This is a genomic window from Pseudomonas maioricensis (assembly GCF_022790535.1).
GTDB classification, from domain to species: domain Bacteria; phylum Pseudomonadota; class Gammaproteobacteria; order Pseudomonadales; family Pseudomonadaceae; genus Aquipseudomonas; species Aquipseudomonas maioricensis.
This window is the reverse complement of record NZ_LOHG01000001.1, coordinates 210,493-234,004: the sequence shown is the minus strand read 5'-3', so window position 1 is coordinate 234,004 and position 23,512 is coordinate 210,493. Positions and strand designations below refer to the sequence as shown.

Here is a 23,512-nt window from a genome sequence, read left to right as displayed (position 1 = left end):
AAAAAATAATTACTCAACCTCATTACAACAGCTATGCGCTGTGAGGAGCCTTGCATGTCGTTCTTGAAATCCTGCGTAGTGGCTGTCGCTCTTTCATCCGGTATTTTGCTGAGCTCGGTCGCTCAAGCTCACCCGAAGCTGTTGTCTTCGACTCCGTCAGAAGGCGAATCCGGTGCGGCCCCTTCCAAAATCGAACTGCATTTTTCCGAAAACCTGGTTACCCAGTTCTCCGGCGCCAAGCTGATCATGACTGATATGCCAGGCATGCCGAATTCACCTATGGGTGTCAAAGCCAGCGTAGCAGGCGGAAATGATCCGAAGACCATGGTAATCACGCCTTCATCCCCCCTGACAACGGGCACCTACAAAGTAGAATGGCGGGCAGTATCGTCCGACACTCATCCAATTACCGGTGCCGTAACTTTCAAAGTGAAATAAGCATGAGCGACCCTTTGAATGTGGCGCTGCGCCTCGCGCTTTATCTGGATTTGATGCTCCTGTTCGGGCTCGCAGTGTTCGGGCTGTACAGCTTTCGCGGGAAAGAGCGCGTATCGGGAACGGTGTTGCATTTCGGGTCGCTGCTGAGTGGGGCTGCCGTTATAGGCATTCTTCTGTCTATGGCCACGTTCTTGGTCATGACGAAAAACATGAGCGGTGCGTCCGATTGGGCGGAGCTGTTCCCTCACCTGGAAATGATGCTGTCTGAAACCGAGGTCGGTTACAGCTGGATGGCACGTATGGTCTCGCTTGCAGTGGTGATAATCGCTGTAAGCCAAAGCACTCGATTGCCATCTGCTAGTCTTTGGATTGCTACCCTAGCGGGCAGTATTGCCTTAGCTACGCTTCCATGGACAGGTCACGGGGCGATGGATGAAGGGGCTAGACGGTTCTGGCATTTCGCAGCGGATATTCTCCATTTACTGGCTGCTGGCGCTTGGATTGGAGCCTTGGCCGCCTTTGCTCTGATGCTGAGCATGAGGGGAGGTAATCCTGACCAACTCGTACGGGTTTTGACTCGGGCGCTCAAAGGATTCGAAACAGCGGGCGGGTTCATTGTGGCTACGATCATACTCACAGGAGTCGCTAATTATCTTTTCATTGTCGGGCCGACCATTACAGATGTAGTGACCAGTACCTATGGCATTCTCCTCCTAGCGAAAATCATATTGTTCGCTGGCATGCTCGGACTCGCGACCCTCAATCGTTTCTACCTCAGCCCCTCACTGGAACGCTCTGTGAGCGGGGGTAATTATTCTGACGCAGTCACTGCTTTGAAGAAGAGCGTGCTGCTTGAATCGACCTGTGCAGTTGTCATTGTTTGCTTGGTGGCTTGGCTAGGAACGCTAAGCCCTTCAATCGAGATGGCTCAAGGGTAATGCCCGCGCAGATCTGAGCAACGCTGGTCGCTCAGATCTGCGTGACGATCATTTCGGGTAGTCAGCGACCACCTCTTGCGCACCACCCTTGGTGAGGCCCAAGACTTGGTAAGGTTGATGTTTCTGACCATAGTCCATACCAGGCGAACCTGCTGGCATGCCTGGCACTGCAATCCCTGCAAGGTCGGAACGGTCATTCAACTTCTTAATTTCATCCGCCGGAACATGGCCTTCTACGAATTTTCCACCAATAACTCCCGTGTGACAGGAAGCTAATCCCTGCGGCACACCCAGCCCTTTCTTGATAGCGCTCATATCGCTTTCCACATGGTCAGTCACCTTGAATCCATTCGATTCCAAGTGCTTGACCCACTCCTTACAGCATCCGCAATTCGCGTCACGGTGGACATCGATACTGAGCTGCTCCGCAGCTTGTGCAACGCCCATGAGCATCAGCCCAGTAGCGAGGAATAACTTACGCTTCATCATTTTTATGCACCTCTCTAACATTTCGTAGCGCGGTTGCTATGTATTCCTTGTCCGGACTCATTACCTCGCATCCGCACCGTTCCAAGGTAGGTTAAGCGCAACAACTGATCATTGCCGATTACATTTTCGTAAGCTGCCGTCTAGCTGCTTACGCCCTTCCATGCCATGGTGCCTAGGCGCTTTCTGCCACCTGTCAGAGCGATTACATTTGCGTCAGCTTGCGCATCGTTGTCGGTTTCGTAGCACACTTGAGGTACGCCCAGCTGGAGTTCCACCATGAAAATCCTGGTAGCAGAAGACGAACCCAAAACTGGAATGTATCTCCAGCAAGGACTTTTGGAGGCGGGTTTTAATGTCGACCGGGTGGTGACAGGCACGGAGGCATTGCATCAGGCGCTGAACGAGAGCTACGACCTTCTGATTCTGGACGTGATGATGCCTGGGATTGACGGATGGGAGGTCATCCAAAGTGTTCGTGCAGCTGGAAGCTTGGTTCCCGTGTTATTCCTTACAGCCAGGGACGGAGTCGATGACCGCGTTAGAGGCTTAGAGCTTGGTGCAGATGATTATTTAGTTAAGCCGTTCGCGTTTTCTGAGCTACTCGCTCGCGTCAGAAGCCTTCTGCGTCGGGGGGCCGGTGCTCCCAATCTGACGTCTATCAAAATCGGCGATCTTGAAGTCGACTTGCTCAAACGTCGGGCCTCGCGCTCAGGTCAACGCATTGACCTGACAGCCAAGGAGTTTGCTTTGCTGGAACTGCTGATGCGCCGCAGAGGGGAGGTTCTCTCAAAGTCGCTCATCGCATCCCAGGTCTGGGATATGAATTTCGACAGCGATACCAACGTGATTGAGGTCGCCATTCGCAGGCTTAGGGCCAAGATTGATGATGATTTCGATACAAAGCTGATTCAGACCTCGCGAGGCATGGGCTACATGCTTGATGCCCCGGACGCAGAATGAAGCGCCCGTCTCTAACGCTTCGTCTAAGCCTGATGTTTGTGTGCGCTGTAGTCGCAGTGCTCGTGGTAGCAGGCTTTACCTTCGACGGTTTCAGCCGGCATCACTTCAAGGCACTCGACCGGCAAGCTATGACAGAAAAGCTCGAATCAATTCGTCAAATCATGGACGGTGAAGCTGGCTCAGCTGACCGTTCGGATGTATTGCTTCAGTTACAAGCGTTGTTGGGGGCGCACCAGGAACTCTCAGCCTCGATTGTCATGCAGGGGGGAAAAACGATCTTTGCAACCTCTAACGCAGCTCAGCATCCTTCTATTCCTCCTGATGCCCCTGATGATGATATGTGGGAGTGGACAGACGGAGGCCATCTGTACCGAGGGATGAAAGCCCAAGTTCATTTGGTGAATGAATCAGAGCCACTGACGGCCTGGCTGAGTATGGATATCACAAGCCACATGCATTTCGTGGAGACTTTACGTTGGTGGTTGGTGATAGGTTTGGCGATCAGTGCGTTGGTCAGCGCCGGCTTGGGTTGGTTGGTTGCGCGTAGCGGGTTAAAACCCGTCGCACGGGTGACGCAGGTTGCCGCTTCGATGTCAGCTGGATCGCTGAAAGAGCGAATTCCGATGGATTTTGTGCCCCGTGAGCTTGAGCTACTCGTCACTTCGTTCAATGCCATGCTTGCTCGGCTAGAAGAATCGTTTTCTCGATTATCTAATTTCTCAGCCGATATCGCCCATGAGCTACGTACGCCAATTAGTAATCTGCGAACACATACTGAAGTGATTCTCACAAAAAAGCGTGCGCCAGAAATATATGAGGAGAATCTTTACTCCAATCTGGAAGATCTCAACCGACTTTCAAGCATCATCGATGGCATGCTCTTTTTAGCAAAGTCTGATAACGGCCTGGTTCTACCCGCGAAAGAAAAAGTCGAAATTCGGTCAGTGGTGGAGAAGCTCTTGGAGTATTACCAACTGCTGGCAGATGACACCGGTTTGAAGCTACAGGTCATTGGACACGGTGAGGTGCGTGGTGACAGGACTATGCTGGACAGGATGGTTTCCAATTTGCTATCGAATGCGATCCGGTACACGCCCTCTGGTGGCACCATTTCTGTAAAAATCGAGTCGTACGGCAGCATGATCAGTTTATCAGTGCAAAATCCTGGCGAAGAAATCGCCGCTGAACATCTACCTCGGCTGTTTGACCGGTTTTATAGGGTTGACCCTGCGCGAAGGGAGAGCTCTACAAACAATGCAGGGCTGGGTTTGGCAATTGTAAAGTCGTTAGTAGATGCTCATGGCGGCACCGTTGGGTGTGTTTCCGCTGCAGGGCGAACGACTTTTACGATAAGCCTGCCTGCTTGGCCTGTTGCGCATGGGTGAAAGGCTGGGGACGCTCCGAAATCAGAGCTACCAGGTCGAAACTTCACTTTTAGCTGTCCAATTGTAAGTCCCATTTGCACCGACTACACTCCGCCTCTATGAAACGCTATTTGCGGCTTTGCATGCTTCTTCTGATCAGCTTGACGCTTCCCTTGTCCGGAATGGCGGGCGTTCAGGCACTCACAGAACCTTGCCCCATGAAGACCATGGGCATGGCGATGATGGACGACATGAAGATGGACTGCTGCAACGACATGAAAAGCCCTTCTGAGCACGGAAAGCCTTGTAAGCCGGGCCAAGAATGCAAAACAGGCGGTATGTTGGAAGTTTCGGTCTTTAAGCCCCCTGTCACACTGTTTGATCCTGTAGTCCTTTCCTTTTCTAGCGATTCATTGCCTGTACATACCCCGTCCGGAGTATGGCGACCCCCTCGCGTTTAATTCCTGTCCGACATTGAGCCTCATTCTGCATTAGCGGGATGGACTAGCTGCGCGCATGTCTTTTGACGCGTGCAGTGGATGATTACAGGAATCGTAAACATGAACTCCAAGTGCAATTGCACAGGCTGGTCTCTCGTGGCCGGCCTAGCGGCAAGCGTGCTGGCGTTGCCGAGTTTCGCTGCCGCATTGACGCTCGATGAAGCGTTGCGGCTGGCAGAAAACAATGCGCCGTCGCTGACCGCACAAGACGCGAAAATTCAGGCCGCCAGCAGTACGGCCATCCCTGCTGGTGAATTACCTGATCCCAAGCTCTTGGTGGGCGTGCAGAACTACCCCATCGGCGGCCCGGATCGTTGGAGTATCGACCAGGACTTCATGACCATGCAGATGGTCGGGGTCAGGCAGGAGATGCCCAATAGCGACAAGCGCAAAGCGCGTATCGAAGTCGCCGATGCAGCTATTGATCGTGCCTCTGCGGAGCGTCGAGTCGAACGTCTGAAGGTGCGCCAGTCCACGGCGTTGGCCTGGATCAGCAGCTACTCGGTTGAGCGCAAAGATGTGTTGTTCCAGGACTTCTACAAAGAAAACCGCCTGCTGAGCGATACCGTCCGGGCTCAAATTGCCGGTGGCCGTGCTCAACCAGCCGATGCGGTGACACCCAAGCAGGAAGCAGCTCAACTGGCGGAGCAGCAGGACGATCTGTTTCTCCAGAGAGCGCAGGCTCGTGCGGCACTCAAACGCTGGATTGGCTCCGCCGCCAACGACAAGCCTGTGGGCAGCTTGCCTGAATGGCCCGTCGACACCTCAAGTTACTCTCATAAGCTGCAACACCACCCCGAGTTGGCCGCGTTTGCGCCGATGACCCGCGAAGCGCAAGCCAAAGTTCGTGAAGCCGAAGCGGAAAAGCAGTCGGACTGGAGTTGGGAACTTGATTATCAGCATCGTGACCGTCAGTTCGGCGACATGGTTAGCGTTCAACTTTCCTGGGATTTACCGCTATTTCCCGACTCTCGCCAAAACCCCAGGATTGCGGCCAAGCAGGCTGAGCTTAACCAATTGGAGGCCGAGCGCGAAGCGCTGTCACGCGAGCATACACAGCAGCTGGAAAATGAACTGGCTGACTATGAGCGTCTGAATCGTGCCGTACGCAGAAATCAGGAAAGCCTGGTGCCGCTGGCCAAGGAAAAGGTCGAACTCAGCATGGCCAGTTACCGTGCAGGCAAGGGCGATTTAAACGCGGTGGTTGCCGCCCGACGTGAACTCATCGAAGCCCGCCTCAAACAGATCGACGTAGAAGAGCAGCGAGCGCTGATCAGTGCGCGTCTGTACTTCGCCTATGGGGAGCCCAGCCAATGATCCTAAAAAAATGGAACGGGGCATTGCTGGTAGGCGTCTCGCTGGCATTGGGTATTGCCGGTGGTTACTGGTTCGCACATCAACGCATGAGCGGAGTAATTGGTGCTAGCCCGGAGCAGAGTCCCAACTCATCGGAGGAACGCGAGGCTCTGTATTGGTACGACCCCATGTACCCGCAGCAAAAATTCGATAAGCCGGGTAAATCCCCTTTTATGGACATGCAACTGGTTCCTCAGTACGCCGGTGGCGCAGGAGATCGTGCGACCGTCAGTATCGATCCGAGTCTGACTCAAAATCTCGGTCTGCGTTTTGCGACAGTCACCCGTGGAATCTTTAACTCCAGTCTCGACGTCACAGGAGTATTGGGATTCAACGAGCGTGATGTCGCTGTGATTCAGCCCCGCACCACTGGCTTTGTGGAGCGGGTCTATGCAAATGCTCCCGGCGATGTACTCAAAGCCAACGCGGCGTTGGCGGATATCTTGGTTCCAGAGTGGGCGGCGGCTCAGACAGAGTTTCTTGCTCTCAAGCGCAGCGCAGATGCTGAGTTGCTAGCGGCGGCCCGTCAGCGGCTGCGACTCACAGGGATGCCGGCTGCATTGATATCCCAGGTAGAGCGCAGTGGGAAAGTCCAGCCGACCCTGAAGCTAACCACCCCCATCAGCGGCGTTCTGCAAGAGCTGAATGTGCGAGCGGGTATGACCGTGACGACTGGCGAGACCCTGGCTCGCGTTAATGGTTTGGACACGGTCTGGCTAGCTGTAGCCGTTCCAGAATCGGACGCCGGAGCTATTACCGTGGGGCAGGCAGTCGAAGCGCGTCTACCAGCCTTTCCTGGGGAAATGCTCAATGGCAAGGTCAGCGCGATTTTGCCTGAGACCAATCCGGACAGCCGCACACTTCGGATACGTGTTGAGTTACCCAATCCGGATGGGCGTCTCAGGCCGGGTTTGACGGCGCAAGTACGCCTGAATCGTTCGACCGAGCAGAGTGTATTGTGGGTGCCGAGTGAGGCGGTGATTCGCACTGGCCGACGAGCGCTGGTGATGCTCGCCGAAGACGCTGGCCGCTACCGTCCCGTGGAGGTGCTCCTTGGGCAGGAAAGCGATGGCAAAACGGCGATAGTGAAAGGTCTGGAAGCAGGCCAGAAGGTGGTTACATCTGGCCAGTTCCTGCTCGACTCGGAGGCCAGTCTTAAAGGCATTGCTGCTCGCACGGAGGAAGAGTCGCCACCCAGTGAAACAGCCTCCAGTTTTCATGAGGCTGATGGTCAAATCGTTGAGATCAACGACAAAGAAGTCACGCTCGCCCACGGCCCTTTCAAGACGCTGGGTATGCCTGGCATGACGATGACTTTCCCTCTCGCTAGTCCGGCGCTGATGCAGGGCCTCAAGGCTGGTGACAAGGTTCGGGTCGCGGTGAGCCAGACCGATGATGGCTTGCGTGTTGAACGCCTGAATAAATCGGGGGGCCAGCCATGATTGCTGCCCTGATTCGTTGGTCAGTAGCCAACCGATTCCTAGTGCTACTCGCGACACTGTTTGTCACCGCTTGGGGTATCTGGTCGGTGCAAAGCACGCCCATTGACGCGTTGCCAGACCTCTCCGATGTACAGGTGATTATCCGCACCCCTTATTCAGGACAAGCGCCGCAGATCGTCGAGAACCAGGTCACCTATCCGTTGGCCACCACCATGCTCTCGGTGCCGGGGGCCAAGACCGTGCGTGGTTATTCCTTCTTTGGCGATAGTTTTGTCTACGTGCTGTTCGAAGACGGCACTGACTTGTATTGGGCTCGCTCGCGGGTGTTGGAGTACCTGAGTCAGATACAAAGCCGCTTGCCGGCCAGCGCCAAACCGGCGTTGGGGCCGGATGCGACGGGGGTGGGTTGGATCTATCAGTACGCACTGGTGGATCGCAGTGGCGGGCACGATTTGGCACAACTTCGCGCTCTTCAGGACTGGTTCCTCAAGTTTGAACTCAAGACCCTACCGAACGTTGCGGAAGTGGCCACCGTGGGAGGCATGGTTAAGCAATACCAGGTGCAGCTTGATCCGCTCAAACTGGCCAGCCTCGGCATCACTCAGTCTGAGGTGACCGATGCTATCGGCAAGGCCAATCAGGAAACCGGTGGTGCGGTGCTGGAAATGGCAGAGACCGAGTTCATCGTGCGTGCTTCCGGCTACTTAAAGACACTCAATGACTTTCGGGCGATCCCACTGAAGCTGGGCTCGGGCGGTGTGCCGGTGACCCTTGGCGATGTCGCCACGATCCAGCTGGGGCCGGAAATGCGGCGTGGCATCACCGAACTCGACGGTGAGGGCGAGACCGTCGGCGGCGTGGTGATTTTGCGCAGCGGCAAGAATGCTCGCGAGACCATTGCTGCGGTCAAGACCAAACTCGACGAGCTGAAAAAGAGTTTGCCGTCTGGGGTGGAAATCGTCACCACCTACGACCGCAGTAAGCTGATCGACCGCGCTGTGGAAAATCTCAGCCACAAGCTCATCGAAGAATTCATCGTTGTCGCGTTGGTTTGTGGGATTTTCCTCTGGCACTTACGCTCGTCGCTGGTGGCGATCATCTCCCTGCCGGTGGGAGTTTTGATTGCCTTCATCGTCATGCGCTACCAAGGCATCAACGCCAACATCATGTCCTTGGGTGGGATTGCCATTGCCATCGGCGCCATGGTGGATGCTGCCGTGGTAATGATCGAGAACGCGCACAAGAAGGTTGAGGCGTGGAATGTGGCGAATCCAGGGGAAGAACTGAATGGGGAGCGTCATTGGCACGTGATGACCGAAGCGGCGGCAGAGGTCGGCCCGGCGCTGTTCTTCTGTTTGTTGATTATCACCCTGTCGTTCATTCCGGTGTTCACCCTAGAAGCTCAGGAAGGGCGTTTGTTCGGCCCACTGGCTTTCACCAAGACCTACGCCATGGCCGCAGCGGCGGGATTGTCAGTGACCTTGGTGCCAGTGCTGATGGGTTACTGGATTCGAGGGCGAATCCCCAGTGAACAACAGAACCCGTTGAACCGGTGGTTGATTCGGATCTATCAGCCAGCTCTGGACGCAGTCTTGCGTCGACCAAAGATCACGCTGCTGGTGGCGCTATTGGTTTTTGTCAGTGCGCTATGGCCAATGTCTCGCTTGGGTGGTGAGTTTCTCCCCCCGTTGGACGAGGGCGACCTGCTCTATATGCCTTCGGCTCTGCCGGGACTGTCGGCGCAAAAAGCGGCGCAACTGCTGCAACAGACCGACCGCCTGATCAAGACCGTTCCAGAGGTCGAACACGTCTTCGGTAAAGCGGGGCGTGCCGAAACTGCCACAGACCCGGCACCGCTCGAGATGTTCGAAACCACGATCCAATTCAAGCCGCACGAGCAATGGCGTCCGGGCATGACCCAGGAAAAACTGGTGGAAGAACTGGATCGAGTGGTACGCGTCCCTGGGCTGACCAATATCTGGATACCACCGATTCGCAACCGTATCGACATGCTGGCCACTGGGATCAAGAGTCCAATCGGAGTGAAAATTGCCGGCACCAACCTGACGGAGATCGATGCTGCGACTCAGGCCATCGAGCGAGTGGCCAAGGGCGTGCCCGGTGTGAGTTCGGCTCTGGCCGAACGACTGACCGGTGGCCGATATATCGATGTAGATATCGACCGCAAGGCCGCCGCCCGTTACGGACTGAATATCGCTGATGTGCAGTCCATTGTGGCTGGTGCCATCGGCGGTGAAAACGTCGGGGAGACCATTGAAGGGCTTGCACGCTTCCCGATAAACGTCCGTTACCCACGGGAGTGGCGGGATTCGCTCGGCGCTCTAGAGCAGTTGCCGATCTACACCCCGCTAGGGAGCCTGATCACCCTTGGCACAGTGGCGAAGATCAAGGTCAGCGACGGGCCGCCGATGCTCAAGAGCGAGAACGCACGGCCTTCAGGTTGGGTGTATATCGATGTGCGCGGACGAGACATTGCCTCGGTGGTCGCCGATCTACGCCGGATCGTCAATGAGCAGGTCAAGTTGCAGCCCGGTATGAGCCTGAGCTACTCAGGACAGTTCGAGTTTCTCGAAAGGGCCAACGCACGCCTCAAACTGGTAGTGCCTGCCACCCTGTTGATCATCTTCGTGCTGCTCTACCTGACTTTCGCCCGCTTCGATGAGGCCTTACTGATCATGGCCACTCTGCCGTTCGCACTAACGGGCGGAGCATGGTTCCTCTATCTGCTGGGATTTAATCTGTCGGTCGCCACCGGAGTCGGCTTTATCGCCTTGGCCGGGGTTTCTGCCGAGTTCGGTGTGATTATGCTGCTCTACCTGAAAAACGCCTGGGCCGAGCGTGAAGACCTCGGCGACAGCACTGAGCGCGGGCTGGTGGCGGCGATTCGTGAAGGCGCTGTGCAGCGCGTTCGACCCAAGGCCATGACCGTGGCCGTGATCATTGCCGGTCTGTTACCCATCCTGCTGGGCAGCGGCACCGGCAGCGAAGTCATGAGCCGCATTGCCGCACCCATGGTCGGCGGCATGGTCACGGCACCCTTGCTGTCCCTGTTAGTCATTCCGGCGGCGTATCGCCTGATGCGTCGCCGTCACCTCCAAGATGAACCCAACCTCCCTCAAGGAAAAGTCGTATGAAACTGACCCTGATTGCAGCTGCTAGCACCGTACTTACGCTGTCCTTTTCTGCCCTAGCAGAGGACATGCCGGGCATGAAAATGGAGGGTGTGGAAATGAAGCAAGAAACAAAGCAGGCTCCAGTAGCCACCTCCGACGGAACGATCAAGGCTATCGATCCTACGACGCATACCGTGACCATTGCCCATGGCGCTGTTCCATCAGTGCAATGGCCACCGATGACTATGGCGTTTTCCGCGACAGAGGATCAGTTGAAAGGGCTGGCAGCCGGAGACCGTGTCTCGTTTACCTTTCGTCTAGAGGGTGGCAAAGCCACAATTGTTTCTATAAGGAAATGAGCCTGCGGTGATAGAAAACCGGCACGGTTCGTCGTGCCGGTTGCAGTTCAAGTATCGCCAAGCGTTGCGATAGCCACATCTCCACTGGCCGCATCGACGCTTCGATCAACAATCAAATATCCCCCGATGCTGCTCAGCGATCATTAACAGATAGGCAATCCTCACAGCTGTGTCCTTTACATCGACTTAACGGATTCCACTTCCACGTATTTGTATTTCTTCCTAGCAGCCTTCACAGCTTCTTGCTCAGCAAGCAACGAACTCAGCGTGTCGGCCTCATGGATAAGCTCGTGCATCTTCCCCTCAAATTCGTTTCCAACTCGAAGCGTAACCCTGAGCTTAGGCGTGAACGGTTTCGCCGGTTTCTTCTTGGCTGCAGACTCAGCAATCGGCTTCGTGAAGACGACTTCTGTCACAGGTTCCGGTGCTGGAGATGCAAGAACCTCTTCAGGCTTAGCTGTACCGAATAAGGCGCGGCGCATTTCTTCTTCAGTTAAATCAGCTTTCATAAATCGTCTCTATAGAACAGCAATAACTCAACAAGTTGTTCGGGAAGGCTTACGCCAGGATGGCTGTGGAGCAGGAGGAGATTTCAAATGCCCAGGTCAATTTCAAGACAAAAACCCCTCCAGGCTCGGGAAAGTAGCCCCTTCGGCAGTCGCGTAATGAGCCCGTCCGCCAGGTCACTGGCGTGCCGGGAGTACAACATTACGGTGTCTGGAACCGGTGTCCGATCCGCAACGAACGCACCCACTCGCTCCTGGGCAATTGTCAGTATATTCAGGACTTCTAGGCTCACCTGTTTGGTGGACAGGTATTCCACGACTGGCTTGGGCGGAGGCGCAGCGTGACTCCACATTTCTATGACTACCTTGAGGAGCCCGTCTGAGCCAAAATGCTTGAGAGCCATTTCCCACAGCTGACCTTCCTGCACCATATCAAGGCGAGGCCTAGTCATAACGGAGTTCCGGCAACATGAGGCTCTTTCTTGATTGCGAGTTTACCAAGCTCTCGGCGGCTGCGAAGCTGATTTCACTCGCATTGGTGGCTGAGGATGGGCGCGAATTCTACGTGGAATTGCTCGAAGGTTGGCAAGAAGAAGACTGCAGTGATTTCGTGAAGGAAATCGTGCTTCCGCAGCTGTGGGGTGGGAGCTATGCGCTGCCCATTGTTGAAGCCAGGAAGTCGCTGCTCAGGTTTCTGACACCGTTCAAAAAGGAGATCGAGATCGTCACGGATGCTCCCCAGTTCGACTGGGAGCTTTTTTGCGATCTGGTCTATGACGGCGGACGATGGCCCAGAATCGTTCGTAATTTCCCCACTGACGCGACGACACTTACTCCGACTAGCGAGGGTGAAGAGCTGCCTCACCACGCCTTGCTCGACGCCAGGATCATTGCCGGCATGTTTGCATCCGTGAGCCGAGGAAAGCCCGGTGGAGCCTGGACGGGCTAGAAGGAATTTACCTCTTGCTGATTCGCTGGACTTTCTTGATCTCTGATCACACCAAATCTCCTACAAACCACAAAAAGTAAACTCAAATACTCGGTTTTTGTTGGCAAAACCGAGCCGGGGCCTACGGCCCCAAATTGACGAGCAGGTTACAAGGTGCGAAGGGGCAACCCTAAGGCACTTATAGATGATTGGGATGCAAGCCTGTCAGCCGGTAGTCTTCGAACCACCGCTGCCGTCATGACGCGAGCACAGTGTGCTTACCCATGCACCGCCGACCTGCTTTCCAGGCGCTCCGCAGTATGAGCAGGTTTTCGTCGAAAGTTGAATTGCTACGTCTACTGCGCCCCTGCAGTATGAGTCCCCACCTTCATAGAAAAAGTGTAATTCGCCGAATTTAGATTTGATCTGGGCGACGGTGACGGGGGTGATCTCAGGATTTCGATTCAGGTAGTTATGAAGTGTGTCGCAGAGGGCAATCAGGATATTCTTCCAGCCAGGATCGCAATAAATCTCGTCAACTGTCGGGTCGGAGAACAGATGAGGGTAGCGCCCCCGAAACTCCTCAATGTCGATCTCGGGCAGAGCTTCAGTGTTCTGATTCATAGTGTCCCAAGTTCGTCAGGGGCCAGAAAGCAAGGCATCAGGCTCGCTGCACAGACGGCAAGCGGAGCGCGCAGGTCATGGATGGCCGCAGGCTTGAGGATGGAAGCCCGCTAGGGCCAAGATCCGCCGTAGCGGAGCTTGGTTCACGACAGCCGCCCCCCGAAGCGGGGCAAGCCCGAACAACAGTGCCACGACTACTGGAGGTGACGAGGCGTTGGAAAGTACCGGTCGCCCGCTATGCGCATGAACTCACGCAAGCTGCGGCGCCCGACGTCACGCCTAAACGTCGCAATCACGTACTTGGAGTTGACCGTGTTGATAACCCAAAACCTGCCTTCCTTCGTTACGGACTGAATGTCGGATGTCCGAATCAGCCGACCATCTGCTAATCGTTGGTACGGCCCAGGGCAAATGTGACCGAACACCACACCAACAGCACTGCACGCATGAATATGGACATTCACCAGGTAGGCAGTGACCAGCCCGTTGTAGTCTTGATTCACTGCTTTGGCGATGCGAAGAAGGTCGAAGTCCGAGTAGCGTTTCACGTGCAAATCGACTGCGACCGTGTTGATCTCTTCCATGGTTACGAGCCTCTCGATACACAGGTTACGGTGCTCTCTGGAGCCGTCCTCCGGTATAGCTCCTTCAAGCCAGTCAGAGACTCAACATCAAAATCACGCTGATGAGTATTGACGTACACATCACCGCTCTCGACCTTCAAGACGCAGATTGGCACTTCAGCTTGATTGAGTCCCATGGCGAGCGAGGTCAGCTTCTCCATCCTCCAGCTAGACCCCTTGTTCATCCACCCTGGTGTGACGACTTGGACTTCCTGCACGAGCAAGTTCTCGTTCTGAGAGACCAGCAGCTCAACCAGACGGGGCTCGTCGCTCAACATCTCCTCGTAGGCTACGAGGCGACCTTCGTGTCGACGCTTCAGGCTCACGTGATACCAATGAGTGACTAGGGATCGCGACACCGCGTGAAAATGAGCGAGACCGTCCCCGAACATTCCCACCGGGCCGGCCTGGTCTTGCATGCTAATCCTGAACATCTTGTATCTCGTGTTGAGCAGGCCCGCGAAGTGCGCCTGCGATTAACATAAGCCAAATATTGTCTTCAGCGAGGCAGTCATCTCGCGTCCTTGTCCCAAAAGCACGTACACCGTGTTTCGCGTCTCGAACAGGCAAACACCGTCGAACGATTTACACAGGGTCGAGCGCACCCAGCCCCCTGGCGGAAACCGGCCATGACCGTCATGAATGACGCAATGGGCATACATGAACATCGGCTCCAGACCAGTAGCTCGTACTTTCGCGAGCGATTCTGGGGACTCGTCGACGTGAAAGATGACCCAGTCCTCGACGGTGCAAAAAGGCTTACGACCGAAGCGCCCCGCGACCAATACTTCCACTTCTGCATGAGACAGCGACGTGCCAGCAGAGGAGATTTCCCCTTCCGGTAGCAGCTCGTGCTCAGAAGAATTAGTCATAAATTGATGATCCTCTTGGCGACAAAGAAAATAGGGCTCTGCGCACGTACAGAATCGCAAAGGTGGCGCACCGGTAGTTCCATCGCAATGACTATATACATTTGTGTGGAACTCATCAAACGGGGCATACCGTCTCCTTTTGTGGAGAGGTGCGCTGGATGTCTTTGCGGAAGGCATACGCGGCAACACTACAGTGGCTGAGGGTTCGACGTGGCTTATCGCAAGCAGACCTCCAGCATCAGACTGACCAAGGTCACATAAGCCGGCTGGAGGCATCGACAACGTCAGTAAGCGTCGACCTCAGTGCCGACATCGCTAAAGCGCTAGGCTTAATGCCACTGTCCTTTCTCACGCTCGTGGCCGCTGCCGATGAGGGCAAGACCGCGCGCTCAGTTTTGGATGACACAATGAAAGAACTCATGCAGCTTGGAGTTCTAGATGAAAAGCTACCTGCCGAACCTCAAAAACTCACAACACCCCAAAGAACAGCTGCCGCAGAAAGACTCAAAGCGGTGCGCGATCTCAAGGCGGCAGGCCTTTCTCAAGCGGAGGTTTGCCGGCAATTAGAACTGCCCAAGAGCACAGTTAACCGGCTGTGGTACGTTGGCGGTTGAGGTTCAATTAGACACCAAACCCTGCCCAGCATGGATCAGAGCCATTTTTCGATGTCAGTATCCACCAAAAAGGACAATGTGACCTCAGCCTTGGATCACGCTTTCTCGCACAGTAGCCCAAGCCAGAAAACCACCTACTGGTTGCCGATAGTCCACCCAGATTCGTAAAGTTCTACACCATGAACTGGCCAACGTGAGGAGACGATATGGATGAGGAATCGCTACCGATGCTCGAACCGGAGCTTGAGGCCATCCAGTGGCCGGCAGACTTCTCCGGCCAGCAGCTGTTTATCCAGGGTGAGGATTGGCAGTACAACGCGATGCTGAACTGGTCTCACTTTCGTGCCGACCTCTATGCTTTTGCATACAAAGATGCCGCCGACGGTCTTGTGGAGGCGATGGCGAATCGTCAGGTACCATTGGACAGCGGCATTTATCCTTTGCTTTTTCTGTACCGCCATTCCTTGGAGCTGCAGTTCAAGCTGATGCTAAAGTGTGCTCGCGCTCTGACAGGCAAAGAGCCCAAGAACTACGACAAGCATCCGTTGATGCCTCTGTGGTCGGAGTTGCGTCATCTGCTCAAGGACTTGGGTCTAGAGCGCTCTGACGTCAACGCTACTGCTGTTCACGAGTTCATTCGCCAGTTGGACAGCGTCGACCCAGACTCGATGGCGTTTCGGTATGCGACGACCAACAGTGGTAAAGACCATCTCCCAGACGTTACGCATATCAACATCCGGCACTTGCGCGAGGTGCTCAACAGCGTCTTCGTTTGGCTAAACGGCACATACAGCTGGATTGGGGAGATGGAGCAGGGCCAGTCTTTCGACTGATCACGCTAGGAGTCATGCCCAGCGGTTCCCCTTCATACTGAGCATACTTTCTGGACAAGGTCTTACGCCAGACATCACCACCCATGGCTACGACCTAGTCCGTTTTAAATGGTTTGAAAAGTTTTTCGGGCGCTAGGTACAGCCTTCCGCGAGTCCGTGAGAAGGCAACATAGAGTTTGTTTTTTGTCTGTGGAGGGAGCGCGGCAAGCGAGGATGTCTGGTAGATCTTCCAGTGAGTAGTACCCAGCACTACGCACACATCGTTGTAGTGATCCAAACCCTTACTGGCGCCCCAGTTGTTAGACAGGCACCCGTACTTGTAATGCTCCTGATAGAACAGCTTCACCACGTTGCCATCGGCGTGTACGGCGTTAGCATCCACTTGATTGGCCAGAGGAATGATTTCGGTTTCGTAGGTATGCTGTGACTGCATATCAATCTGCAGATGTGTTCGAATAAAATCACATACGGTGACACCACACCTCCAGCTTCGGCTCAGTGTTTCCTTGTCGACAGTCACACCCGCCTTTTGAAAAAGCTTTTCGTATTTCCCAATGTCGGCGTGTAGCGAGCTGTTCACGTTTCCATCACGACTGGTGTCGAACGTATGCTGGTAGAAGTCACCTACAAATAGCATTTCAACCTTGGCTTTCGCTAATGCCATTAGCAGGTTGAAATCATGACCTGCTAGGTCTTGAACTTCGTCGACATAAAACTCATCGTAAAAGCGCTCCATTCGCGCCATCACGTCAGGAATTGCATTAACGGTCTCTAGGAGCTTTGCGAGGCGATTGTGGTAAACGCTGCCGCTTGTAGTGGCGTAATACGCCATATTGTCCCGTTTGAGCTTTAACGTACGGGCGTGCGGAGCTCGAAAGCTGATTCCCCGCGTCTGCATATGCACTTGCAGCAGAGGGCGATAGCAGAAGCTATAAAGGAACGTGAAATAACTCAGCAGGTTGATGTTTTTTGGGACATGGCCAAACCGTTTGATGATGCTATCGCGCAAATGGCGATAGTTGTTCTCCGTGTAGGTGATTATCAGTGCGCGCTTTTCTAGGCTCAGACGCTTCACTAGCAGGGTGGTCTTCCCTGACCCTGCCACGGCGAACATCACTCGTTTATCCATTGGATTGCCTCCGCGATGTAGGCAGGAACGGTGAGCTCGCCTGGCTTTCCCTTGAGCAGCTCAAACGCGGCTTCTGCCTTGTTTGCCAGCATATATTCCAAGGGGGAGAGGGTTTTTCGTCCTGGGCCGAAGACGGTCTTGCAGGTTTCCTCGTTGTCGTTGTGCAACCCTATTTCGAAGGTTGAACGGGCATTGTCTTTGTCGGCAAAGACTTTGGCATTATCCGAAGCGAAGTCGACGTAGTTTTCTACGCAGTTTTTCTGATAATCCTTGTCATTGTCTCGTATGGCTGCGACTCGAATTCCGAGCAGGTTAGCGAGCTCCATGTACCTTTTGAAGCTGGTGCCCCCAATAGAGATTATGTGAACGTCATCGACATGCGGTAGACGCCCATTTGTACATTGCTTATAGAACTCTTCTACCAGGATGAATTCAGCATCACCTTCAACCAATATCACCTTCTTCGAGAGCGCGAACTCCAGGACGTTGTTGTCCGGGGCCTTCATGAAGAATTCTGCGGTGTCAGGTGATAGGGCTTTAAGTGAGCCAGCAGCTGCATTCGGGCCGATCAAAAGGGCATGCCGAAGATCAAGCCTTGAGCAGATATGGCTGCTGTGGGTTGCAATGAAAAGCTGGGTGCTCTCGTTCTCCGCTAGCTTGGCGACAAGTGCTTTCATGGAGGAATGGCTGAGGTGGTTCTCAGGCTCCTCCAAGAGCATTACGTCCAAGCCGCCTTGCTTATGCTTGCTCAGCGCAAATTCGGTCTTGATGAAGCACTGCCTTCCTTTGCCATGGTTCTCAAGCGGAATATTATCTTCCGTGATGATTAGGTCAGTTTCCAGGTTCGACCGGACTCCACTCCGTACGTCAAACTGATACGCGGGTAGGTCAGCGTTGAGCGCTGCGAGGTGTTGTCCTGTAAACGCCTGCTTGCCCTGGCGATACAGGTTTTCAAGCTTGTACCGGTCTTCTGCGGGTGCGTTGAAAGCGTACACGGCTCGGGTGTATTCACGAGACGCGTGATCGCCATCAATACGTGAACCGTCTAGCATCATGTGCTTAATCGGGCGGTTGAATGCTGCATAGGGCCTGCCGGCGAACGTTTCAAACCGCACTGCGTAATATTCGAATGGGAAGTTCGGTTGATCATCAGCCAAGATGGCTTGCACCGCTTCGCCATACTCAGCCATCACCGCAAGTATCATGCGCACGCCGTCAGTCTGGCGCTGGTGGGCATTGTTGGTTCCGTAGAGTCTTTCGTCGTCACCTTCCTCTAGGAAAACGTCGACTATCAGCTCAGGTAGTTTCTCTAGGCTCTTCTCCCCAGCAAGGAAGGTGTTCACCGAATCCTTGTTGAGCAGTGCTTCTGCACCCAGAGCTTCAATGCGGTTGCGGCTCCCGCCGAGCGCGAGGTCTAGAGCGAGCAAAATGCTGCTTTTCCCTGCCTCATTGTTGCCAATCAACACATTCTTTCCTGCTTCGAAATCGAGCGTGAGAGATTTGAATTTTTTGAAATTCTGAATGACCACTTTCCTTATGGTGTGCATGTCTAGCCCTGAGCTGAAAAAGTCAAAAATGAGGGAAAACGACCTGAGTTATAGAGCCAGACTGGTTGCGGGTTCATAAGCCGCAACCTAACCATTTGCAACGAACCTATCAGTACCAGCCAGATGGCTTCACCTACCAGCTTCTTATACCTCAAATGCGCCGGACGCTGAGCAGGTCGTTGAGCTTCTATTTAGAGAGTCTACCCTGCCTTCGGTACAAGACCGGGGGGACAGCATCAGGCGTCAAAAGACCGACAGTCACCTGCCACCTAACCACCGGCTAAGGTATCTGACAGCCGCCTCCCCAGAATAGGAAAGTCTTGGGTGCAGGGCTTTCCCACATACCTGCCGAGCTTGTGACAAAGAAGACTCTGCATAGACCGACAATGCTGTCGAGCAATTTCCAAGGCTTTCTCAGACCTCCGGGAGCTCCCTTGGAATCCCATGAGTGGGTTGCTGGCTAACCTAACAGATTAGCTTCTAGCAAGCTGAGCAGCATTTTCCACTCGCATTCTCTTCCAAAAAATCAACAAAACAGTGTTTATTCGATTGCGTTGATATTAAAAATCATCACAGAGCCGTTGAAAGCCTACCAACTGGATGGTAGCTTTATTGAAGATCTTAAATCATGCAACCAACGCCATCCCTGTGAGAATCCCATGCAAGATTGGAAGCAAACCCGCAAAGACATCAATACTCGTTTGGTAGAGCTCAACGGCCTGTCGCCAGAAACGATGAAAGGCATGGCCGCTCTCGGCGCCGCCGGTGGGAAAACCAACCATCTGGACGCCAAGACTCGCGAGCTCATCTCCCTTGCAGTGGCCGTGACGACACGCTGCGATGGCTGCATTGCCTTCCATGCTGCTGAAGCCAAGAAGCTCGGCATAACCAGTGAAGAGGTAGCTGAAGCCTTGGGTGTGGCGATCAACATGAATGCTGGTGCTGCGATGGTTTACAGCACCCACGTACTCGACGCGTTCGACAAGTCCTAAATCAAACGCCGAATTTCTCCCTTCAACGACGTCGAGATAAATCATGAATAAGCTGTTCACTCCTTACGATCTGGCCGGTACTCCTTTGAAAAACCGCGTTGTCATGGCCCCCATGACTCGCACCCGAACCTTGAACAACATTCCGAATGAATCCAACGCGCTTTACTACGCGCAACGTGCTTCTGCCGGTTTGCTGATCACCGAAGGCCTGCCTATTTCCGATGAGGCTCGCGGCTATCTGTACACCCCTGGCATTTATGAGGATGTGCACTTACCAGGCTGGCGCAAAGTGACTGACGCGGTGCATGCCAAGGGTGGGAAAATTTTTGCTCAGCTCTGGCACGTTGGTCGCATGTCCCATGTATCGGTTCACGGCATAGTGCCGGTCTCCTCGGGCACAGTGCCTGCGGTGGACACTACGGTGTATGCCTGGATCGAACCTGGCAAAGCTGGCCCGGTACAGCCCAGCGCTCCACGTGCGCTGGAAACTGAAGAAGTGAAACGCGTCATCGCTGACTTCGTGAAGTCCGCGCGGATGGCCATGGACGCCGGCTTTGACGGTATCGAAATCATGGCAGCCAACGGCTTCCTATTCGACCAATTCCTGAGCAGCGCTCTGAACACTCGTACTGATCAGTACGGCGGCTCTATCGCGAACCGTCAGCGTTTCCTGCTGGAAACGATTGATGCGATTGCTGCTGAAATCGGTGGGTCGAAGATCGGTGTGCGCTTCTCTCCGTTTGGTCGCCTCTATGACTTCGGTGTGTACGAAGGCGAAGAAGAAACTTGGATGAGTATGGCGGCTGCCCTCAACGAGCGAGAGCTGGCATTTGTTCATCTGAACTACCAACCGACCATCCTTGCCGCACAAACACCACCTGGTTTCGGCGCAGCATTCCGTGAAGCGTACAAGGGCACCTTGATGGCTGCGGGCGGCTTCACCAAGGAGATCGCAGAGTCTGAGCTGGCCAAAGGCGAGCTAGATCTGATTGCCTTTGGCACCGCCTACATTGCCAACCCTGATCTGGTAGAGCGTATGCAGAACGATTGGCCATTGGCCGAAGGTGATCGCGCGACCTACTACGGTGTAAGCGATTCGATTGATAAGGGTTACACCGATTATCCGGAATACGCAGCGGCCAACGCTTGATATCCCATCCCAAACATTTAGGAGAACACCATGCCACTCGTGACTATCAAAGGTATTGAAGGCGTTTTTACCGACGAGCAAAAAGCCGAGGTCATCCGCAAAGTGACTGACGCCATGGTATCGGTAGAGGGAGAAAACATGCGTGCCCTCACCTGGGTCATCTTCGAAGAGGTTAAGAGCGGAGACTGGGGTATTGCTGGCAAACCTGTGACTGCGCAGGAAGTATTGAAGCTGCAAGCCGGCCAGTAAGGCTTCACCTTCAGGTCATTAGCTCCCTGTTCGTTGAGTGCGGTTATGCTCAACGAACAGGGAGCTTTTCCGTTCTTAAAGAACGCCAGGTTTGTGGGGACTACTCCGTGATTTTGATCATTTACGCCCATCCTTACCCTGATAAATCCAACGTCAACATGTTGATGCTCAAGCTGGCAGCCAACAATCCCGATGTCGCAATCCGTTCGCTGTACGACCTCTACCCCGATTTCAATATCGACGTTGAAGCTGAGCAGAGGGCGGTGGAACAGGCAGATCTTCTGGTTCTGCAACACCCTCTGTACTGGTATAGCTACCCACCTCTCTTGAAGCTGTGGATCGATAAGGTCTTCACTCAGGGCTGGGCCTACGGCGCGGGTGGCACTGCTTTGAAAAACAAAAAACTGCTGTGGGCCGTGACTACCGGTGGAGAGCATGATCATTTTGAAGGCGGCGACTACCCAGGTTTTGCCGTACTGTCTCAGCCCCTTCAGGCAACGGCGAGTTACTGCGGGATGCATTGGCTAAGCCCAGTTGCAGTCCATGGCGCTTACAGAGCAGATCAAACCGCACTGCTCAAGCAGATCCATATTTATGGCGAACGCCTGACGTCATGGAAGGAAGATTGAATGGACACTCACAGTCTGATTGAAATGCTGATCTACCTGGGCTCAGCTGCCTTGATAGTCCCAATCGCCGTTCGGTTAGGGCTTGGCCCGGTTCTAGGCTACCTAATAGCCGGCTGCCTTATCGGCCCATGGGGTTTGAAGCTTGTGACCGATGTCGAGTCCATCCTGCACTTTGCTGAAATCGGCGTGGTGTTGATGCTGTTCATCATTGGCCTCGAACTCGACCCCAAACGCCTTTGGGCCATGCGCCGCATGGTGTTCGGCGGTGGCGCTTTGCAGATGCTGGCATGCGGTGCGGCCATCGCAATATTTTGCGCTGCACTTGGCTTGAACTGGACGGCTGCGCTGCTGGTAGGGCTGACGTTAAGCCTGTCCTCGACTGCTATCGCGATGCAGGCCATGACCGAGCGAAACATGAACTCCACCGCAGTGGGTCGCAGCAGTTTTGCCGTGTTGCTTTTGCAGGACATCGCGGCGATTCCCCTAGTGGCCATGATCCCACTGCTGGCCGCAAATGGTGGTACGCCCTCAGGTGCAGAGTTGGCCCTGTCCATCGCAAAAATCGTCGGGGCGATTGTCGCAGTGGTTCTCCTGGGCCAATACGTATCTCGCCCTGCCCTTCGCTTTGTAGCGCGCTCCGGCTTGAGGGAAATCTTCAGTGCCGTCGCACTGTTCCTGGTGTTCGGGTTCGGTCTCTTGTTGGAAGAGGCCGGCTTATCCATGGCCATGGGCGCCTTCCTGGCCGGTGTTCTCTTGGCCAGCTCGGAATATCGCCACGCTCTGGAAAGCGATATTGAACCCTTCAAAGGACTATTGCTGGGTCTGTTCTTCATCAGCGTAGGCATGTCGATTGACTTCGGAACGCTGATCGATTCGCCGCTGAAAGTCATCACTCTGACCTTGGGCTTTATCCTGATCAAGCTGCTCGTGATCAAGCTCCTGGGGCGCTTCCTGAATGTCCCAAGTGATCAGCGCTCATGGCAGGCGGTGTTCCTTGGACAGGGAAGTGAGTTTGCCTTTGTAGTATTTGGCGCAGCGACCGTCGCCGGCATCTTGGTCGACCCTTGGGGTAAGAGTCTAACGCTAGCGGTGGCGTTGTCGATGTGTGTGACGCCTTTGTTGATCCTTTTGCTCAATCACCTGGAGTCGTCGAGCAAACAGGGCAGCAATGAAGCTGACACCATTGATCAGAGCAACCCTCGGGTCATCATTGCTGGCTTCGGTCGATTCGGGCAGATCGCTGGGCGACTGCTGATGTCTTGTGGTTTTGAAGTCGTGGTATTGGATCATGATCCCGACCACATCGAGACACTGCGAAAGTTCGGGGTGAAGGTGTTCTACGGGGATGCCACCCGCCTCGACTTACTGCACGCAGCGGGCGCTGCTCAAGCCGTGGTGCTGATCAACGCCATCGATAATCAGGACGATAACCTGGCACTGACCAAGTTGGCCCAGGAGCATTTTCCATCCCTAAAACTGGTGGTACGCGCTCGAGATATGGGGCACATCATTACCCTACGTCAGATGGGAGTGGAAGAAGTCGAGCGAGAGACATTTGAAAGCGCATTGTCCCTGGGGCGCAGGGCTTTGGAGCAACTCGGGATAGGACGCTACGAAGCTCGTGAGCGTGCGGATCAATTCCGTCGCCTGAACTTGGAAATGCTAGAAGAGATGGCCGCTCAGCCCGAGGACGATACCGAATTCAAGTACGACGCTTACAAACGAGCCAACGCTTTACTAACGGAAATATTCAATGAAGATCGCGCTCATCCAATTGACGTAGGCCCAGGAAAGGTGAGCCTTCCACGCAGCGAGCCAGATAGCTGACTGACTTAC

At 54.4% G+C, this 23,512-nt stretch carries 26 protein-coding genes; 17 read left to right on the top strand and 9 right to left on the bottom strand.

The annotated features are described in order from the left end of the window. Positions 1 to 54: 54 nt before the first annotated feature. Both copC and copD read left to right on the top strand, forming a co-directional pair. Positions 55 to 438 (top strand): copper homeostasis periplasmic binding protein CopC, encoded by a 384-nt coding sequence (gene copC / locus AUC61_RS01100; protein ID WP_007247295.1) that lies wholly within the window; start codon positions 55 to 57, stop codon positions 436 to 438. Positions 439 to 440: 2 nt separating this feature from the next. Continuing rightward, positions 441 to 1,376 (top strand): copper homeostasis membrane protein CopD, encoded by a 936-nt coding sequence (gene copD, locus AUC61_RS01095; RefSeq protein ID WP_109512856.1) that lies wholly within the window; start codon positions 441 to 443, stop codon positions 1,374 to 1,376. A 48-nt stretch (positions 1,377 to 1,424) separates the two neighbouring features. Here copD and AUC61_RS01090 read toward each other — a convergent pair whose 3' ends face one another. Beyond that, positions 1,425 to 1,862: a DUF411 domain-containing protein gene (locus AUC61_RS01090; RefSeq protein ID WP_192062355.1), complete on the bottom strand. Its 438-nt coding sequence runs from the start codon at positions 1,860 to 1,862 to the stop codon at positions 1,425 to 1,427. 279 nt (positions 1,863 to 2,141) lie between these two features. Between AUC61_RS01090 and AUC61_RS01085 the strand changes: the two genes are divergently transcribed. The 7 genes from AUC61_RS01085 to AUC61_RS01055 all read left to right on the top strand — a co-directional run bounded on the left by AUC61_RS01085 (position 2,142) and on the right by AUC61_RS01055 (position 10,980). Continuing rightward, entirely contained in the window at positions 2,142 to 2,825 is a 684-nt protein-coding gene (locus tag AUC61_RS01085) for a heavy metal response regulator transcription factor (protein ID WP_109512855.1), read from the top strand. Beyond that, complete coding sequence (locus AUC61_RS01080) at positions 2,822 to 4,210, top strand: heavy metal sensor histidine kinase (protein WP_109512854.1); 1,389 nt, start codon at positions 2,822 to 2,824, stop codon at positions 4,208 to 4,210. Before AUC61_RS01085 ends, AUC61_RS01080 begins: the two co-directional genes overlap by 4 nt. Positions 4,211 to 4,308: 98 nt before the next feature. After that, positions 4,309 to 4,650, top strand: a complete 342-nt coding sequence (locus AUC61_RS01075; RefSeq protein WP_109512853.1) for a hypothetical protein — start codon at positions 4,309 to 4,311, stop codon at positions 4,648 to 4,650. Between the two features lie 99 nt (positions 4,651 to 4,749). After that, a complete protein-coding gene (locus AUC61_RS01070; RefSeq protein ID WP_192062243.1) occupies positions 4,750 to 6,006 on the top strand; it encodes a TolC family protein in 1,257 nt (418 codons plus the stop codon). Then, positions 6,003 to 7,487 (top strand): efflux RND transporter periplasmic adaptor subunit, encoded by a 1,485-nt coding sequence (locus AUC61_RS01065; RefSeq protein ID WP_109512851.1) that lies wholly within the window; start codon positions 6,003 to 6,005, stop codon positions 7,485 to 7,487. Before AUC61_RS01070 ends, AUC61_RS01065 begins: the two co-directional genes overlap by 4 nt. Beyond that, positions 7,484 to 10,642, top strand: a complete 3,159-nt coding sequence (locus AUC61_RS01060; protein WP_109512850.1) for an efflux RND transporter permease subunit — start codon at positions 7,484 to 7,486, stop codon at positions 10,640 to 10,642. The genes AUC61_RS01065 and AUC61_RS01060 overlap by 4 nt, the downstream gene beginning before the upstream one ends. Beyond that, complete coding sequence (locus AUC61_RS01055) at positions 10,639 to 10,980, top strand: copper-binding protein (RefSeq protein ID WP_109512849.1); 342 nt, start codon at positions 10,639 to 10,641, stop codon at positions 10,978 to 10,980. Before AUC61_RS01060 ends, AUC61_RS01055 begins: the two co-directional genes overlap by 4 nt. 176 nt (positions 10,981 to 11,156) lie before the next feature. On the opposite strand, the gene AUC61_RS01050 is transcribed toward AUC61_RS01055, so the two are convergent. Together AUC61_RS01050 and AUC61_RS01045 are read right to left on the bottom strand one after the other, a co-directional pair. After that, on the bottom strand, positions 11,157 to 11,489 hold the full coding sequence (locus AUC61_RS01050; protein WP_109512848.1) for a hypothetical protein: 333 nt from the start codon (positions 11,487 to 11,489) through the stop codon (positions 11,157 to 11,159). 83 nt (positions 11,490 to 11,572) lie between these two features. Beyond that, a complete protein-coding gene (locus AUC61_RS01045; RefSeq protein WP_109512847.1) occupies positions 11,573 to 11,938 on the bottom strand; it encodes a hypothetical protein in 366 nt (121 codons plus the stop codon). Positions 11,939 to 11,955: 17 nt separating this feature from the next. Between AUC61_RS01045 and AUC61_RS01040 the strand changes: the two genes are divergently transcribed. Then, a complete protein-coding gene (locus AUC61_RS01040) occupies positions 11,956 to 12,435 on the top strand; it encodes a 3'-5' exonuclease family protein (protein ID WP_109512846.1) in 480 nt (159 codons plus the stop codon). Positions 12,436 to 12,639: 204 nt separating this feature from the next. Here AUC61_RS01040 and AUC61_RS01035 read toward each other — a convergent pair whose 3' ends face one another. The 4 genes from AUC61_RS01035 to AUC61_RS01020 form a co-directional block, all read right to left on the bottom strand. Next, complete coding sequence (locus AUC61_RS01035; RefSeq protein ID WP_152035032.1) at positions 12,640 to 13,038, bottom strand: hypothetical protein; 399 nt, start codon at positions 13,036 to 13,038, stop codon at positions 12,640 to 12,642. 194 nt (positions 13,039 to 13,232) lie between these two features. Further along, positions 13,233 to 13,622: a hypothetical protein gene (locus AUC61_RS01030; protein WP_109512844.1), complete on the bottom strand. Its 390-nt coding sequence runs from the start codon at positions 13,620 to 13,622 to the stop codon at positions 13,233 to 13,235. Positions 13,623 to 13,624: 2 nt separating this feature from the next. Beyond that, positions 13,625 to 14,095, bottom strand: a complete 471-nt coding sequence (locus AUC61_RS01025; protein ID WP_109512843.1) for a hypothetical protein — start codon at positions 14,093 to 14,095, stop codon at positions 13,625 to 13,627. A 42-nt stretch (positions 14,096 to 14,137) separates the two neighbouring features. Then, positions 14,138 to 14,533 carry a DUF6957 family protein gene (locus AUC61_RS01020; RefSeq protein ID WP_109512842.1) on the bottom strand — a complete coding sequence of 132 codons (396 nt, stop codon included), beginning with the start codon at positions 14,531 to 14,533 and terminating at the stop codon, positions 14,138 to 14,140. A 158-nt stretch (positions 14,534 to 14,691) separates the two neighbouring features. Here AUC61_RS01020 and AUC61_RS26470 point away from each other — a divergent pair, with 158 nt between their 5' ends. Then, a complete protein-coding gene (locus AUC61_RS26470) occupies positions 14,692 to 15,147 on the top strand; it encodes a helix-turn-helix domain-containing protein (protein WP_109512841.1) in 456 nt (151 codons plus the stop codon). A gap of 206 nt (positions 15,148 to 15,353) precedes the next feature. Further along, complete coding sequence (locus tag AUC61_RS01005) at positions 15,354 to 15,980, top strand: hypothetical protein (RefSeq protein ID WP_236077126.1); 627 nt, start codon at positions 15,354 to 15,356, stop codon at positions 15,978 to 15,980. Positions 15,981 to 16,074: 94 nt separating this feature from the next. Here AUC61_RS01005 and AUC61_RS01000 read toward each other — a convergent pair whose 3' ends face one another. Next, on the bottom strand, positions 16,075 to 17,109 hold the full coding sequence (locus AUC61_RS01000; RefSeq protein WP_070994344.1) for a DEAD/DEAH box helicase family protein: 1,035 nt from the start codon (positions 17,107 to 17,109) through the stop codon (positions 16,075 to 16,077). Beyond that, positions 17,094 to 18,656, bottom strand: a complete 1,563-nt coding sequence (locus tag AUC61_RS00995) for an ATP-dependent nuclease (protein ID WP_109512840.1) — start codon at positions 18,654 to 18,656, stop codon at positions 17,094 to 17,096. Before AUC61_RS00995 ends, AUC61_RS01000 begins: the two co-directional genes overlap by 16 nt. A 659-nt stretch (positions 18,657 to 19,315) precedes the next feature. Between AUC61_RS00995 and AUC61_RS00990 the strand changes: the two genes are divergently transcribed. The 5 genes from AUC61_RS00990 (at position 19,316) to kefC (ending at position 23,503) form a co-directional block, all read left to right on the top strand. Further along, entirely contained in the window at positions 19,316 to 19,648 is a 333-nt protein-coding gene (locus AUC61_RS00990; RefSeq protein ID WP_053481123.1) for a carboxymuconolactone decarboxylase family protein, read from the top strand. A gap of 43 nt (positions 19,649 to 19,691) precedes the next feature. Then, positions 19,692 to 20,798: an alkene reductase gene (locus AUC61_RS00985; RefSeq protein WP_054090584.1), complete on the top strand. Its 1,107-nt coding sequence runs from the start codon at positions 19,692 to 19,694 to the stop codon at positions 20,796 to 20,798. 30 nt (positions 20,799 to 20,828) lie between these two features. Then, entirely contained in the window at positions 20,829 to 21,047 is a 219-nt protein-coding gene (locus AUC61_RS00980; protein WP_054090583.1) for a tautomerase family protein, read from the top strand. Positions 21,048 to 21,154: 107 nt separating this feature from the next. Then, positions 21,155 to 21,676, top strand: coding sequence for a glutathione-regulated potassium-efflux system oxidoreductase KefF (kefF, locus tag AUC61_RS00975; protein ID WP_054090582.1), 522 nt, complete (start codon positions 21,155 to 21,157; stop codon positions 21,674 to 21,676). Beyond that, positions 21,677 to 23,503, top strand: coding sequence for a glutathione-regulated potassium-efflux system protein KefC (gene kefC / locus AUC61_RS00970; RefSeq protein WP_243244101.1), 1,827 nt, complete (start codon positions 21,677 to 21,679; stop codon positions 23,501 to 23,503). It abuts the gene before it with no gap. Positions 23,504 to 23,512: the final 9 nt, after the last annotated feature.